The 14,495-nt window shown below is 69.9% G+C and carries 14 protein-coding genes; 7 read left to right on the top strand and 7 right to left on the bottom strand.

The features are described from left to right. The first annotated feature begins 53 nt into the window (after positions 1-53). The 5 genes from HCX50_RS02835 to HCX50_RS02855 all read left to right on the top strand — a co-directional run bounded on the left by HCX50_RS02835 (position 54) and on the right by HCX50_RS02855 (position 4,460). Entirely contained in the window at positions 54-350 is a 297-nt protein-coding gene (locus HCX50_RS02835) for a WXG100 family type VII secretion target (RefSeq protein ID WP_017204355.1), read from the top strand. Positions 351-435: 85 nt separating this feature from the next. Next, the gene (locus HCX50_RS02840; RefSeq protein ID WP_167632936.1) at positions 436-1,539 is read left to right on the top strand and encodes a hypothetical protein; all 1,104 of its coding nucleotides are present in this window, start codon (positions 436-438) and stop codon (positions 1,537-1,539) included. Further along, positions 1,536-3,284, top strand: a complete 1,749-nt coding sequence (locus tag HCX50_RS02845) for a hypothetical protein (RefSeq protein ID WP_091035845.1) — start codon at positions 1,536-1,538, stop codon at positions 3,282-3,284. The genes HCX50_RS02840 and HCX50_RS02845 overlap by 4 nt, the downstream gene beginning before the upstream one ends. Positions 3,285-3,409: 125 nt before the next feature. Then, positions 3,410-3,766, top strand: a complete 357-nt coding sequence (locus tag HCX50_RS02850) for a hypothetical protein (RefSeq protein ID WP_205828737.1) — start codon at positions 3,410-3,412, stop codon at positions 3,764-3,766. Then, the gene (locus HCX50_RS02855; RefSeq protein WP_167632937.1) at positions 3,759-4,460 is read left to right on the top strand and encodes a hypothetical protein; all 702 of its coding nucleotides are present in this window, start codon (positions 3,759-3,761) and stop codon (positions 4,458-4,460) included. The genes HCX50_RS02850 and HCX50_RS02855 overlap by 8 nt, the downstream gene beginning before the upstream one ends. Before the next feature lie 21 nt (positions 4,461-4,481). Here the strand turns inward: HCX50_RS02855 and HCX50_RS02860 are convergent, their stop codons facing one another. The 5 genes from HCX50_RS02860 to HCX50_RS02880 all read right to left on the bottom strand — a co-directional run bounded on the left by HCX50_RS02860 (position 4,482) and on the right by HCX50_RS02880 (position 9,292). Next, on the bottom strand, positions 4,482-4,958 hold the full coding sequence (locus tag HCX50_RS02860) for a recombinase family protein (RefSeq protein ID WP_091035840.1): 477 nt from the start codon (positions 4,956-4,958) through the stop codon (positions 4,482-4,484). A 54-nt stretch (positions 4,959-5,012) separates the two neighbouring features. Continuing rightward, positions 5,013-5,294 (bottom strand): hypothetical protein, encoded by a 282-nt coding sequence (locus HCX50_RS02865; RefSeq protein WP_029262893.1) that lies wholly within the window; start codon positions 5,292-5,294, stop codon positions 5,013-5,015. Next, the gene (locus tag HCX50_RS02870) at positions 5,294-5,878 is read right to left on the bottom strand and encodes a hypothetical protein (RefSeq protein ID WP_167632938.1); all 585 of its coding nucleotides are present in this window, start codon (positions 5,876-5,878) and stop codon (positions 5,294-5,296) included. The genes HCX50_RS02865 and HCX50_RS02870 overlap by 1 nt, the downstream gene beginning before the upstream one ends. A 23-nt stretch (positions 5,879-5,901) precedes the next feature. Next, a complete protein-coding gene (locus HCX50_RS02875) occupies positions 5,902-8,190 on the bottom strand; it encodes a DUF6571 family protein (protein ID WP_167632939.1) in 2,289 nt (762 codons plus the stop codon). A gap of 112 nt (positions 8,191-8,302) precedes the next feature. After that, positions 8,303-9,292 carry a malate dehydrogenase gene (locus tag HCX50_RS02880; protein WP_167632940.1) on the bottom strand — a complete coding sequence of 330 codons (990 nt, stop codon included), beginning with the start codon at positions 9,290-9,292 and terminating at the stop codon, positions 8,303-8,305. 52 nt (positions 9,293-9,344) lie between these two features. On the opposite strand from HCX50_RS02880, the gene HCX50_RS02885 reads away from it, so the two are divergent. Next, positions 9,345-10,229: a neutral zinc metallopeptidase gene (locus HCX50_RS02885; RefSeq protein ID WP_091035966.1), complete on the top strand. Its 885-nt coding sequence runs from the start codon at positions 9,345-9,347 to the stop codon at positions 10,227-10,229. 29 nt (positions 10,230-10,258) lie between these two features. Then, positions 10,259-11,266, top strand: a complete 1,008-nt coding sequence (gene pip, locus HCX50_RS02890; protein WP_237682289.1) for a prolyl aminopeptidase — start codon at positions 10,259-10,261, stop codon at positions 11,264-11,266. 3 nt (positions 11,267-11,269) lie between these two features. Here the strand turns inward: pip and HCX50_RS02895 are convergent, their stop codons facing one another. Further along, entirely contained in the window at positions 11,270-13,066 is a 1,797-nt protein-coding gene (locus HCX50_RS02895) for an aldehyde dehydrogenase family protein (RefSeq protein WP_167632941.1), read from the bottom strand. A gap of 28 nt (positions 13,067-13,094) precedes the next feature. Next, positions 13,095-14,489: an MFS transporter gene (locus tag HCX50_RS02900; RefSeq protein WP_237682290.1), complete on the bottom strand. Its 1,395-nt coding sequence runs from the start codon at positions 14,487-14,489 to the stop codon at positions 13,095-13,097. Positions 14,490-14,495: the final 6 nt, after the last annotated feature.

The raw sequence follows: 14,495 nt of genomic DNA on the forward strand, positions 1-14,495 counted from the left end.
CTCGAAGCACAAGAACTCTCCGGCACCCGCCGGGGCGACCGGAAGGTAACACCATGACGAACCTCAAAGTCAGCTACGCCGACATGAAGGATGCTGCTGGCCGTCTCCGCACGGGCCAGCAGGACATCGAAACGCAGCTGAAGAACCTCCGCGCATACGTCTCGCAGCTCGTCTCGGGCGGCTTCGTGACCACGTCCGCCTCTGGTGCGTTCGACGCGTCGTACGCACAGTTCAACCAGGGCGCGACCGCGACCATCGCCGGCATCGAGGGCATGGCTCGCTTCCTCGACGTCGCAGCCCAGTCGCTGCAGTCGACCGACGAGCAGCTGGCCGCGCAGATCCGCCAGTAATCGCCGCACACCACACGAGGGGATGCCGACCTCGGCATCCCCTCGTGTGCGCCTGCACGACCTTCATCCATCTCCGGGGGGAACGATGAGCGACCTCACGCTCGAGAGCAGTCTGCTGGACGCGTCGCGTTCATCGATCAGCGCCGCCATCCAGACGTTCGCGAACGCCGACCGGTTCGGCGACGACGTCGCCGGGCTCACCGGCCACGGCGGCCTCTCCGGCAAGGTGCAGGACTTCGCCGGCAACTGGGATCGCAAGCGCGGCCAGCTGCAGAAGAGCCTGGAAGGCATCCGCGACACCCTGCAGGCGATCGCCGACACCTTCGGCGACCTCGACCGCAACATGGCGAAGAGCGTCACGGACGGTATGAAGCACGTCGAGCGGCCGCAGGGCGGCCAGACCGCGACGCCTCCCACCGTCGGCGGCGGTCCGGACGGCGCCACGGGGCCGACTCCCGGACCTGCTCCCGGCCCCTCGCCGGCTCCTGCGCCGGCCCCCGGTCCTGCACCTGACCCGATTCCTGCGCCGTTGCCGTCTCTTCCCGAGCCCGGTATCGGTGGCGGTCCTGCACCGGTGCTCCCGTCGCTTCCGGATCCGATTCCTGCGCCGTTGCCGTCTCTTCCGGAGCCGGGTATCGGTGGCGGTCCTGCGCCGGTGCTGCCGTCTCTTCCGGATCCGATTCCTGCGCCGTTGCCGTCTCTTCCCGAGCCGGGTATCGGTGGCGGTCCTGCGCCGGTGCTGCCGTCTCTTCCGGATCCGATTCCTGCGCCGTTGCCGTCTCTTCCCGAGCCCGGTATCGGTGGCGGTCCTGCGCCGGTGCTCCCGTCGCTTCCCGACTTCATCGCCGACCCGCCGCGGGTCAACCTGCCGTCGCTGCCGGGTGGGATTGCCGGCCCCGACTTCCCCGACCTGATCGCGGATCCCCCGCGGGTGGATGTGCCCTCGCTTCCCGGCGCGCCGATCGCGCCCGCCCCGGGCATCGGTCTCCCGACGATCGAGGCGCTGCCCATGCCCTTCCCGGTCGCCGATCCCCCGGCCGCCCCCGAGCTCGTCACCCTCCCTGCCGAAGCCGTTCTGCCTCCCGAGAACCTCATCGCGTTCTCCGCGCCGGCCGAGCGCATCGACACGGTGCTGGGCGATCTCGGCTCCCTCATCGACATGCGCAGCGAAGGCGAGGCTCTCCGATGAACGGTCTCTGGAACCAGAACGACTGGTCGCAGTTACTCGAGGGCGACCCCGGCACGCTCGAGACCCGCTCCGGTGCACTGTCTCGTCAGGCCACCGCGATCAACGACGCCGCGCAGGCGCTACAGGACATCGTCTCGGGTCAGCTGAGCAAGTCGACGACGGCACTGCGGTCGACCGCCGCCGAGTTGCAGACCTCGATGTCGCAGGCGTATCTGCGCTACGACGAGACCGCTACAGCGCTGCGCACGTATGCCGTGACGCTCGCGCCCATCAAGGAGCAGGCGGCGAGGGACATCCCGGCGCTCGAAGCCGCACAGGGCCGGTTGGGCACGGCCGAGCACGCGGCCGGCGATGCGCAGCGGCGGCAGCTGTTCGAGGGGCTGAGCAACTCTCCGCAGGACGTCCGTCAGGACACGGCCGACGACCTCTCCCGCGCCGAGCGCCAGGCGACGGCCGCCCAGTCCGACATCAACGCGATCGTCGCTCGTCTCCGTGCCGGAGCACAGAGCAAGGAGGATGCGGCCCAGGCCGCGATCCGTGCGATCGAGAGCGTCATCAGCCAGGGCAAGGACTCGGTCCTCGACAACATCGCCCAGTTCTTCGAGGGTGTGGGCGATCTGCTCGCCGGCATCGGGCGCTGGGTGGCGGATGTCATCAAGGGCGTCCTCGACACCCTCTCCGACATCTGGAACGCCCTGCTGCCGAAGATCATGACGGTGCTGCTGCTCGCACTGATCCCGATCGTCCTCGGGCTGGCGGGGCTTCTCCTCGGCGGACCGCTGCTCGGCGCCGTGCTCGCTCTCCTCGGTGGTGCTGTCGCGCTGACGATCGGCGGGGTGCTGATCACCCGCATCCTCACCGACGTGCTCGCGCCCGACCCCGAGGTCACCCCCTTCGAGGTCGACGAGCGGAGCATCCCGATGCCGTCGCGATCCGACTACGCGACCGATGCCGAGTATCAGCAGGCGCTGGAGGCGTGGCGCAACCAGATGTCGACCGTCAGCGGCGCGTCTCTCGACAACGCCTTCGCGGAGGCCGGTCTGGTCGATGACCTCGGCGGCACGTCCGCCGCCGACGAGCAGGGCGTGATCCGGGTCGAACAGGTCGTCGGCGCCGATGGCGTCACCCGGTGGCGCGTCGTGCTGCCGTCGACCCAGGACTGGGTGATGAGCCTCCAGGGGATCAACGACACCGGGGCGACGAACGACCTCGACAGCAACCTCGCCCTCATGCTCACGCCCGAGCTGCAGACGCAGTACGAGCGTGCCGTGATGCAGGCGATGCAGGACGCAGGCATTAATCCGGGCCCGAACGGCGACCCCGTGATGCTCGTCGGGTTCAGCCAGGGCGGCATCATGGCGGGGCACCTCGCAGCGAACCGGTCGAGCGCGTACAACTTCGAGGCCGTGATGGCGTGCGGATCTCCCATCGATGCCATGCGCATCCCGCCGACGACGCAGGTCATCTCGATGCAGCATCAGGGCGATCCGGTGCCGATGCTCGACACGCTCACCAACGGCGCGGTGAATCCTCGGCAGGAGGACAACTGGCGCACGTTCACGCCCGTCGCGCCCGGACACCAGCCGGCCGCGATCGACGCCGGCGCGCACAACGCGGGTCTCTACAACATCAGCTGGCAGGAGCAGCTCGCGAATCTGCCCGCCGACGAGCGTGCGAGACTGGAGCAGTTCTACGCGCACGACGGTGCGACGGTCGCGACCGAAGAATATGCATGGAGTGAGTGATGTTCCGACGCCTGACACTAACCGTTGCAGGAATCGGCGTCGCCGGGTTGCTGCTGACCGGGTGCTTTCCGACCGGTGCGCCCGCGCCGGAGAAGACTCCGCCCGCATCCACCCAGGAGGCTGAAATGAACGATCCCGCACCCGTGGTCGACGCGGTGAAGGCCGCGCTCCCCGAAGCGCTCCAGGTGGAGGTGCAGCCGAATCAGGACGGCCTGACGTCGGGCTGGGTGATCGACGTCGAAGTCCCGCTCGGATACGTGGTGACGGGGGACAGCCTGACCGCGGTCCTGGTGTCGGCATGGAAGGCCTCCGAGCCGAAGCCGGCGTTCGTGAAGTTCAACCCGTGGTCGACGTACGAGGGCAAAGAGGGCGCGATCGAGGCGCAGCGAGCGGCCGACGAGCTCGGCATCGACTGGAGCCCGAGCCTCTCCGTGGGCGTGAACGTGCCCGACTACGAGATCGAGAAGCTCGCCGGTGAGTGAGATCGCCGTCGAGGCGGCGACGCCCGAGCTGCGCTTCCGACTCCTCGGCGCCTGGCATCCGGTGCTGCTCAACGATCTCGACAGCGGTCCGCTGGTCGCCGATTTCGTCGACGAGGTCTTCGGCCGTCGCGACGAGGATTCGACGCTGCGGGCACTGACCCGCCGTGACCTCACCGAGGCGGTGACGAGCGCTCGCGCGCTGCACGCCAAGGCGATGTTCCTGATGACCGAACTGCGCCCCGGCACGCCGCTGCCGGTGACGCTCACGGTGTTCGAGCAGCCCGACCTGCGGATGTCTCCGGCCATCGGGGTCTCGCCGCAGGCCGTCGTCGCGACGCTCGAGAAGGTCTTCACCGAGCTGCAGCGTCCCCACCTCGACACCGCCCACCGGCTGCAGATCCCCGGATCCGCGATCCTCCGACTGCACAGCGTCGAGGAGCAGAAGCTGGCCGACGCGGAAGACCTGCGTGAGGCTCCGGAAGAGCTGGCCGCCGAGGCGGGGGCGGTCTCGATCCGTCGGCTGTCCGCCGACTACTGGTACACGGTCCCCGGCTCGAAGCAGGTGCTGCTCGTGAACCTGTCGACGCCCGTCGGCGACATCCCGCACGTGCTGCTCGGGTTCTTCGACAGCATCGTCGAGGCGTCGTACTTCGAGCTTCCGGGTGCGCCGTCGGGAGTGTCCGCCGAAGCCTGAGTGGTCGGTGCCGCCGGGCGGTCAGCGCGTGGCGGCCGCGGCGTCGGCGAGGTGCCGCGCGTTGTGGCTGAGCACCTTGACGATGATGCCGTGGCGCCGGAGCTCTGCGACCGTCCTGGCGCCCTCGTCGCTGTCGCGCCCGAGCGCGACGATCGACACGACGACCAGCACGTCGCCGGGACGCAGGGTGCCGATGAGGCGGGAGAGGCGGTCGCTCCAGCTCTCCAGGATGTCGGGGGCGGGGTGACGGAAGCCCTCGATGGGCACACCGAACCGCGTGAGATCGGCGCGTTGCTCCACGACCGACGGCATGTCGTCGCGGGAGACCACCAGTCCGACCAGGCGTGAGCCGTCGGGGCGGGCGAGCCAGAAGTTCCGGTTCTCCTGCAGTTCCGTGAAGCACTTCGGGCACACCGCCGCGTCATGCGGAAGGTGCAGCGGGCTCGTCAGGGCAGCATCAACCGATGCCGCCGTCGTGGGTTCGAACGTCTCGCTCATCGCGCACCTCCGCGTTCCATTCTGCCCTGTCGCGGGTGCGGATGCAGACCGTTATCAGGGGGTGCCGTTGTTCGCCGAGTCCGTGATCTCGGCTTCCTGCGTCTCGAAGGCGGTGGCCGAGTCGCGGGCGACCACGCCGGCGCCGGCGGTCATGCTCTGCAGCTGCAGGAGAGAGGCCTTGGCCCACATGGCCCAGGTGTCGGCGGCGGCCGAGACCGTGGAGCTGCCGCAGCCGGCGAGGGAGAGGTCGACGTCGAGGCTCATGCCCCATGCCGTGCTCTGGAGCGTGCTGCCGGTGGCGCCGACGGCGTCGGAGTCGAACTGGAGATCGGTCATCACGGCACCTTCACATCGTCGGGAGAATAGGTCTCGGTGGGGTCGGGCTGCGGGTCGAAGAGGGCGATGCTCGCGTCTGCGACATCACAGTCCTTCGTGGTGACGGAGTCGGTCTCGACGAGGCGGGCGTCACCGTCGCGGATCACGCGGTAGACGACCTCTCGTCCCTCGGTGGGCTCCGGCGCGGTGGTGCGGTCGGCGTCCAGGTACCAGTCCTGCGCCTGGCAGACGGTCACGAGCGCCTCGTCACCCTGCTCATCCACCGAGAGCGGGATCATCGGCACCGGGCCGGGGTAGGTGAAGAAGCGGTCGGCCTTCGCCTCGTCGCGCTGCCACTGGGCCGCAGCGTCGATGGCTTCTTCCGTCGTGGTGTCCTGCAGCTCGTCCGACGTGTAGTCGCGGGTGAACGCCGCGATGCTGAGGGCGGTGTCCGATGCGCGGACGGCCTGCACCCAGGGGCTCGACTCGAGCTCACCCGAGGGCTCACCCGACTGCCAGCTGACGGACGGCGGCTCGGTGGCTGCGGGGGTGCACCCCGTCAGCGCGAGACCGATCGTCGCGATCCCGACCACTGTCAGACCCATGAGTCGACGCCTGTACTGCATTCTCAATGCCCCTCTGCCCACGACGAGCTGGCCTCGACGCCTCGCTGATAGTCCGCCAGCATCTCCTCGGCCAGATCGGTCGCCTCCGCCGGGGAGAGCCCCTCCGTCATGCCGAGATCGGCGAGCATCTGCTCGATGGTGTTGATCATCGCGATCTCGCGGCCGGAGGCGCTGTTCTGCTGCTCCTCCAACAGTACTTCGTGCGAGTTGCCCCACGCCGCCTCGGCATTGCCGAAGCCCCAGTCGGAGACACCGCCGATGACGGCATCCTGAACCACGTCGATCGCGACGCTGCCGCCCTCGACGAGCACATCGCCGACGGCCGGGATCGGGATCAGTCCGACGACGGTGCTCACGCCGTCGATGGCCTCCTGGACGGCGGCATCGTGGCGCCCGGCTTCTCCGAGCGCGGCACCCTCCGTCGATCCGTCGAGCCACCCCTGCAGCTCGACGACGCGCTCGAGGGCGTCCGCAGCGAAGGCGCTGCCGGGAGGAGCGATGTCGGCGAGCGCGATGAGCGCATCCTGGTACTGCCGCACCGACTGGGAGATGACATCCGCACCGGCCGACGGCGAGTCCCCGTCACTCCAGGTCGCGGTGCCGAGAAGCTGGGACAGCTGCTCCTGCGTGACGTTGGGGATCGAGCGCGGGTCGCTCGTCCCGATGAGTGCGTCCTGGATCGACAGCGCGCTCGCGGTGCGGGGGTCGCTCTCGCTGAGGTTCTCCGAGAAGTACGGCATCGCCACGGAGATGCCCTCCGCGATGCGCACCTGTCCGATGCTCGTGAGGTTCTCCGGAACGAAGCTCTCGTTGCTGGTGAGTTCCCGCACGACCTGGGTGGTGAGCTCAGCCACGCGGTCCCAGGTCTCCGGGTTGTAGGTGTGCGTCGCATCGGCGGGTCCGCCCGAGGCCTGCTGTGCGCCGGCCCAGAGCGCTCCCGGCCCCTCGAAGCCGTCGCCGCTGCCCGCGGCGCTCCAGTCGCGGTCGCCGTACCAGTACTCGATACGCCCGGGGCCCAGGTCGCCGTCGCCGTAGGGGTCGTCGCCGGTGGCCGTGAGCCAGTCCAGCGCCGCGTCGGGGTAGGTGCCGAGCGTCGAGAAGACACGGCCGGCGAGGTCGTCGACCCGGTTGCCGTCGAGCCCGGTCGTCTCTCCCTCGAGCTGCGCGAGGGTGCGACCGCCCGCGTTCGGCGAGGTGTCGTACCACCCGCCGTTCTGCATGCTCATCGGGTCGCGCTCGATACGGTCGATCTCGTCGGCCATGGCCACCGTGAGGTTCACGCCCAGCGGGTTGTTCTTCTCGTCCGAGAAGAGGAAGCCGATCGCGGCGACAGCGCCGCCCACCGTGGAGGAGGCGCCCTCGAGCATGCTCTCGGCGAAGTCACTGGAGGTCGACGGCATCCAGATCTGGGATCCGGTCGACAGGCCACCGCGGATCATGGTGGCCAGCGCCAGCGCCGCCGCGGGGTCGAAGTTCTCGGTCTTGACCGCGTCACCCAGGTTGTCGATCATCGAGACGGTGCTCTCGCCGCCGACCTCGAGGAAGAACTGCGACATCACGAACGTGTCTTCGCCCCAGACCGAGAAGAAGTCCTGCAGGGCCTGCACGTTCTCGTCGGTCACGTCGCCCTCGGCGATCTCGTCGGCGAGGTTCGCGAACGCGTCTCCGAGGTTCTCGAAGGTCAGGTCGTCGATGTCGTCGATGCCCGCGGCGCTCAACGCCGACTGCATCTGGTCCCATCGTGCCGATGCCGGCGGCTGGAGCGCCGTGGAGAGCGTGCTGTCGGCGGTCTCGCGCTGGTCGGCGAGGGTGCGCAGCTGCTGCGCGGCCATCCGCATGTCGTAGAGACCGGGCTTGTTCCCGCTCGGCACCCAGAGGTTCGACCCCAGGGTGGCGTTCGGGGCGTTGGGGGTGAAGGTCGACGGCAGGAACGGGCTGTCCTCCTGCTCCGCGGCCTTCCACGTGGCATAGCCGGTGGCGTACGCCTGGTGCGCCGCCGTGGTGGCGACGCGGATGCGGTCGACCTCGGTCGCGTAGGCGGAGAGGGCGGCCTGCACGGCGGCGAACTCCGTCTTGAGCTCGTCGCACAGGGTCTGGGGCTTCGCCAGCGACGTGCGGAACGCGGCACCCGCGTCACCCGCCCAGATCTCCTCGGTCGTGCCGGTGGCCGCGTTCGATAGAGCCGTGCGCACGGTCTCGGCGCCGGTGTTCCGGTTGCTGACGCGTGTCGCAGCATCGTTGACCGCGCCGGTGTTCCCCCGGCCTGGATGCAGTTCGTCCCACTGAGTCATGTCGTGCGCCCCTCCTCGACGGTGTTCCCGTCCCCAGCAAATCTAGCGGGGGTGCCGAAGTCCGGCGATGGGCAGAACTCCCCATGCGGTCGGCGGCGCGGCGGTCAGGCGATCACAGCATGCCGAGGGCGCGCACGGCGTCGCGTTCCTCGACCAGCTCGGCCACCGAGGCGTCGACGCGGGAGCGGGCCCAGTCGCTCAACTCGAGGCCCTCGACAATCCGCCACTCGCCGTCGACGGAGCGCACGGGGAACGACGAGATCAGACCTTCGGGAACCCCGTACTCGCCGTGCGAGACGATGCCGGCCGAGGTCCAGTCGTCAGTGCCCTGCACCCAATCGCGCACGTGGTCGATGGTCGCGCTCGCCGCGGAGGCCACCGACGATGATCCGCGCACCTCGATGATCTCGGCGCCGCGCTTGGCGACGCGCGGGATGAAGGTCTGGTCGAGCCACGCGGGCACGTCGCCGACGATCTGCTCGAGAGCTTCGCCGACGGGCTTCCCGCCGACGGTCGCGTGCGAGATGTCGGGGAACTGCGTGGCCGAGTGGTTGCCCCAGATCGGCACCCGGCGCACGGTGTGCACGGGGACGCCGAGCGTCTGCGCCAGCTGCGCGCGCGCCCGGTTCTCGTCGAGCCGGGTCAGGGCGGCGAACCTCTCGGCGGGCACGCCGTCGGCTGCAGCGGCCGCGATCAAGGCGTTGGTGTTGGCGGGGTTTCCCACGACCGTGACGCGCACGCCCGGTGCCGCATTCGCCGCGATGGCCGCACCCTGCGGGCCGAAGATGCCGGCATTGGCCGCGAGCAGGTCTGCGCGCTCCATGCCGGGACCCCGCGGGCGGGCGCCCACGAGAAGCGCGAGATCGGTTCCGTCGAACCCCACGGCCGCGTCATCCGTCACCTCGACGTGCTCGAGCAGACCGAACGCGCCGTCCTGCAGTTCGAGCGCCGCACCCTCTGCGGCGCCCAGCCCCTGCGGGATCTCCAGCAGCCGGAGCCGCACCTTCTCGTCAGGTCCGAGCAGGTCTCCCGCCGCGATGCGGAACAGCAGTGCGTAGCCGATCTGTCCGCCCGCGCCGGTGATGGTGATCGTGGTCGTCATGCTCCGAGCCTACGACCGTTCGGCCGGTGTCCGCGCGGAGTACCCTCGACGCATGACCTTCAATCCCGACGCCGACATCTCGGGCAACACCACGCGTCGACGCGGCCGCAACGGAGCCATCGCAGGTGGCGTGGGCGTGGGTGTGCTCGGCATCATCGCGCTCATCGCCGGACCGCTGCTCGGCATCGACCTGACCGGCCTGCTCGGCGGCGGGGCGCCCGGCGGAAGCAGCGAACCCGCCGGGGGATCGGTCATCGAGAACTGCGAGACCGGTGCGCAGGCGAACGCCGATGTCGACTGCCGCATGGCGGGAGCGCAGCTCGTGCTCGACGAGTTCTGGGCCGACGAGGTCGAGGGCTACCGCAAGCCCGGATTCATCGTCGTCGACGGGGCGACGAACACGGCCTGCGGCACGGCATCCAACGCCGTCGGGCCGTTCTTCTGCCCCGGCGACGAGACGGTCTACATCGACCCGACCTTCTTCCAGCTGATGCAGGAGCAGTTCGGTGCATCCGCGGGCGAACTCGCCCAGCTGTACATCGTCGGGCACGAGTGGGGTCACCACATCCAATGGATCACCGGGGTCATGGACGATTACCCGAACAACGGCACCGGTCCCGGAAGTAATGGCGTCCGCACGGAGCTGCAGGCCGACTGCTACGCGGGTGCCTGGATCGGACGGATCTCGGAGGAGACCGACAGCGAGGGCATCCCGTATCTTCAGCCGACCACCGAGAAGCAGCGCATCGATGCACTGAACGCGGCGTTCGCGGTCGGCGACGACCACATCCAGGAGCAGTCCGGCTTCTCGAACCCGGAGAGCTGGACGCACGGCTCCAGCGAGCAGCGACAGCGCTGGTTCGCCGAGGGGTACCAGAACGGCCTCGGTGTCTGCGAGCAGGTGCTGACGCTGCCGGCCGACCAGCTGGATCCCTAGCCGCAGTGCGCGACCCGCTAGCGTTGACGATGAAGTCTGCACGACCGGCCGGGGGACCGAAGATGAAGAAGACGGATGCACTGTATCCACCGATCGAACCGCACGACACGGGGGAGCTGCTCGTCGGCGACGGGCACCGCGTCTACTGGGAGGTCAGCGGCAACCCCGAGGGCAAGCCGGTGGTGTTCCTGCACGGCGGTCCCGGCAGCGGCACCTCGCCGTGGCAGCGCCGGTTCTTCGACCCGAAGGTCTATCGCATCGTGCTGTTCGATCAGCGCGGCTGCGGACGCAGCACGCCGCACGCGAGTGCGCCGGATGCCGACTTCCGTCACATCACCACCGCGCACCTGATCGCCGACATCGACCTGCTGCGCAGGAACCTCGGCATCGACAGCTGGCAGGTGTTCGGCGGGTCGTGGGGGAGCGCCCTTGCGCTGGCGTACGCGCAGGCGCATCCGGATGCGGTGACCGAGCTCGTCCTCCGCGGGATCTTCACGCTGCGTCGCGTCGAGCTCGAGTGGTTCTACGAGGGCGGCGCCGCCGCGCTGTTCCCCGACCTCTGGGAGAGCTTCCTCGCGCCGATCCCCGTGCTCGAGCGCTCGCACATGATCGAGGCGTATCACCGGCGGCTGTTCGATCCCGACCCCGCCGTGCACGTGCCGGCCGCGATCGCCTGGTCGACCTGGGAGGCGGCGACCGTGACGTTGACGCCGGATGCCGCGCAGATCGCCGGGATGTCCGACCCCGAGAAGGCGACCGCGTTCGCCCGCATCGAGAATCACTTCTTCGTCCACCGTGGCTGGTGGGAAGAGGGACAGCTGATCGCCGGTGTCGACGTCATCCGCCATATCCCGACCGTCATCGTGCAGGGGCGGCACGATGTCGCGACGCCGATGATGACCGCGTGGGACCTGCATCGCGCCTGGCCCGAGGCCGAGTTCGTCGTGGTCGACGACGCCGGTCACGCCGCCACCGAGCCGGGTACTCAGAAGGCGCTGCGCGCCGCGACCGACCGCTTCGCCCGCGCAGCGCGCTGAGCCTCAGGCCTGCAGCGCCTTCGTCAGCGTCTTCAGGAGCCCGACGACGCCGCCGTCCGCACGGTGCCGGGTCAGCCCTTCGCTCACGGCCGCGCCCGTGCGCGCCGACACGAACCACGGCGGCTTCGGCAGGATCGTGAGGCGTCCGCCGCCGTTCGCGATCGGCAGCGACCGCGGGAACGGGCGGAACGGTCCGCGAAGCACCGAGCGCTCCACCCCGTCGAGCAGCAGCGCGTTGTGCACGACGCCGATGCCACTGCCCACGTCGTCGATCGTGCCGCCGGGGAACGCGCCCCACGTGAGGGTCGGGGTGATGAACGCGAAGGCGGTCCAGCTGTTGATCGCGATGGAGCCGTAGTGGAGCGCCGCGATGGCCCGCTCGAAACCGGCGCCGAGTGCCTTCTCGGTCGCCGGGTCGATCAGCAGGTTCGCGCCGAGGGTGCCCTGGAGCTTGTCGTTCGCGTGGGCCACGGCCGCGTCGAGGAACTCCTGACCGGTGCCCGCAATGGTGACGACGCCCAGCACCGGCGCGAAGTACTCGGTGGTCTCGAGTGCCGTCGCGTCGTCGTCGGCGTCGATCTCGACGAGTAGCCGGTCGCCCAGCACGAGAGCGTCGGGGTAGGCGTCGGTCGCGAGGTCCATCCGCGAGGGGGAGCCCGGGTACCAGATGGGTCGCTCCGGGGCGTTCGCGTAGGCACGGCGCAGCGCGGCGCGGAACGCATCGGCCTGGTCCCAGTCGGACGACATGATGACGACCTGGCCGGCGATGCAGTTGTGGCCGGAGTTCTGCAGGCGCATGGTCGCGATGTGCTCGGCCTGGTAGGTGAGATCGGCGTCGGTCCACGCGCCGGGCACCACGATGATGGGGGAGACTCCGCCGAGTTCGGCGGTGATCGGCTTCTTCAGCTGCGGGCGGTTCTCGCGCCGACGACGCTTCGTCGCGGCAGCCCCTTCGCCCTTCGACGGCCCCCACACGATCGTGTCGAACGTCGCGGCGGAGCCGGTGATGTGCACGTGCACGAGTCCGGGGTGGCCGGTGAGATACGCGCCGACTGCCGGGCCGCCGCGCACGATGCGCAGCAACCCCGGCTCGATGAGGGGCGCGAGTGCTCGTTTGTACACCGGCACCAGGGCATCCTGCGTGGGGTTGACCTTCAGCAGGGCGGTGCGGTTGTGGGCGAGCAGTTCGTACAGCACGTCGAGCACCGGGATCGAGGTCACGTTGCCCGCGCCGAGCACGAGTCCGACCCCGCCCGGTTCGGTGGGGGTGCGCTGCGCGAGGCCGGCACCCGCGCGCGCGGCGTTCGGGGTGATGCCGGGCTCGAGCCACACTTCGCCGGTGAAGCCCGACAGCAGGAACTTGTCGATGCCGGTCAGAGGGAAGGCGTGCACGCGGGTGCGTCCGCCGGGGGCGCGATCGATCGTGAGGCCGTCGAGCGGGTTCACGCCCTTCGCCAGGCGGGAGAGCGTCTCGATGTAGGCGTCGAGCGCGCCGAGCACACTGTAGGGGCCGCTCAGCCACTCCTCGCCGCGCAGCGGGTGCTTACCGTCGAGCCCCTTGGAGGCGGCGGCCGTGTTCGCCCAGTCCTCGGCCGTGGCGGCGACGCTCGTGCGCACCGCGCGCAGCAGCGTGACCCGCTGGGCGATGGTGAGAGCGGACCAGGTGCGCGATCCGGCCTGCAGGTCGTCGATCGCGGTGTCGAGGCGTTCCTGTTCGCTCTCGCTCAGCGACACGGACCCCGCTGTCGACGTGCTCTTCGAGGCGGATGCGGGGGCGGGGGCGGTGCTCGCAGAAGTCATCGGCGTCTCCTTCGGACGGGATCCCAGCTTAGGCGTCGGAGGTTCCGACGGCTTCGATGTCGGCGCGACGCAGGCCGTAGTGGCGCAGCGTCAGCAGGCTCGCGGCCATCAGCACGGCGGGAAGGATGCTGAAGCTCAGCACGATGCCCGTGATCGCGGCCTCCGGCTGCTCGACGGTGGCTCCGGCGACGGTGGAGATGTAGCCGGTCGCGGCGAGGGTCAGCGACACCGCGGTGGCGCCGAGTGCGAAGCCGACGGTCTCGCCCGCCGTCCAGATGCCGGTGAACGTGCCGGCCTGTCCCGGACCGCTGGTGCGCTCGTCGTGCGAGATCACATCGGGCAGCATGGCCATGGGCAGCGACTGGAGTCCGGCGTAGGCGATGCCGGCCACCGCGACCGAGGCGTAGATCCAGGCGCCGGGCGTCCAGACCGCGAACACGAGCGTCGCTGCGGCGGCGGTGAACAGGACGCTGGCCATCGCGAACGCCCGCTCCTTGCCGATGCGCCTCGCGATCACCGTCCACACCGGAGTCGCGAGGAGTGCGGGCCCGACCAGGGCCACGAACACGAACGTCACGGCATCCTCGCTGCGCAGCACCCACGTCGCGACGTACTGCGCGCCGGCGAGCATGGTCCCCGTGGCGAGGGCCTGCAGCACGAACGTGCCCAGCAGCGCGCGGAACGGCTGGCTGCGCCTCAGCGCCCGGAAGCCTGACATGTATTGATCGCGCCACGTCGAGTCGGCGATCGCGGCGGCCGGGGCTGCCTCGGTGCGCCGGGCGGCGATCGTCGCCGTCCGGGCGGCGATCAGCATGCCGATCCCGATCACGACACCCGAGGCGATGCCCATCAAGAGGTACCCCAAGACGGGGTCGTCGCCGGCATTGCGCAGCGCGGGACCCCCGGCGCCGAACAGCAGGATCGCCGCGGTGAGCACGACCACGCGCCAGCCCAGCAGACGGGTGCGCTCGTCGTAGTCGCCGGTCAGTTCGGCGGGCAGCGCGACGTACGGCACCTGGAAGAGGCTGAACGCGGTTGCGGTGGCGAGGAACGCGAGCAGCACGCTGATCGCCCCGGCGACCGGGCCCCAGGAGGGCGGCACCGCGAACGTGAGGGCGAAGAACAGCGGGAGGGCCAGAGCGCCGGTCACCATGAACCCGCGACGGGAGCCGGTGCGAGCGAGCTGACGGTCCGACGCGGCGCCGATCAACGGATCGATCAGGACGTCCCAGATCTTCGCGGCCGTGACGATGAGTCCGGCCGCGAGCGCGGCGACGCCGAGGTTGTCGGTGAGGAAATACGTCAGCACCAGCCCGGGCAGGGTGGCGTAGCCGCCGGTCCCCAGCGACCCGATCGCGTACAGCACGATCGTGCGCGGGGAGAGACGGACGGATGCTCGTTCGGGCCGAGCCTCAGTGCTCATCGCGCC

It is taken from the genome of Microbacterium sp. B19(2022) (assembly GCF_012030385.1).
In the GTDB taxonomy this organism is placed as follows: Bacteria; Actinomycetota; Actinomycetes; order Actinomycetales; family Microbacteriaceae; genus Microbacterium; species Microbacterium oxydans_B.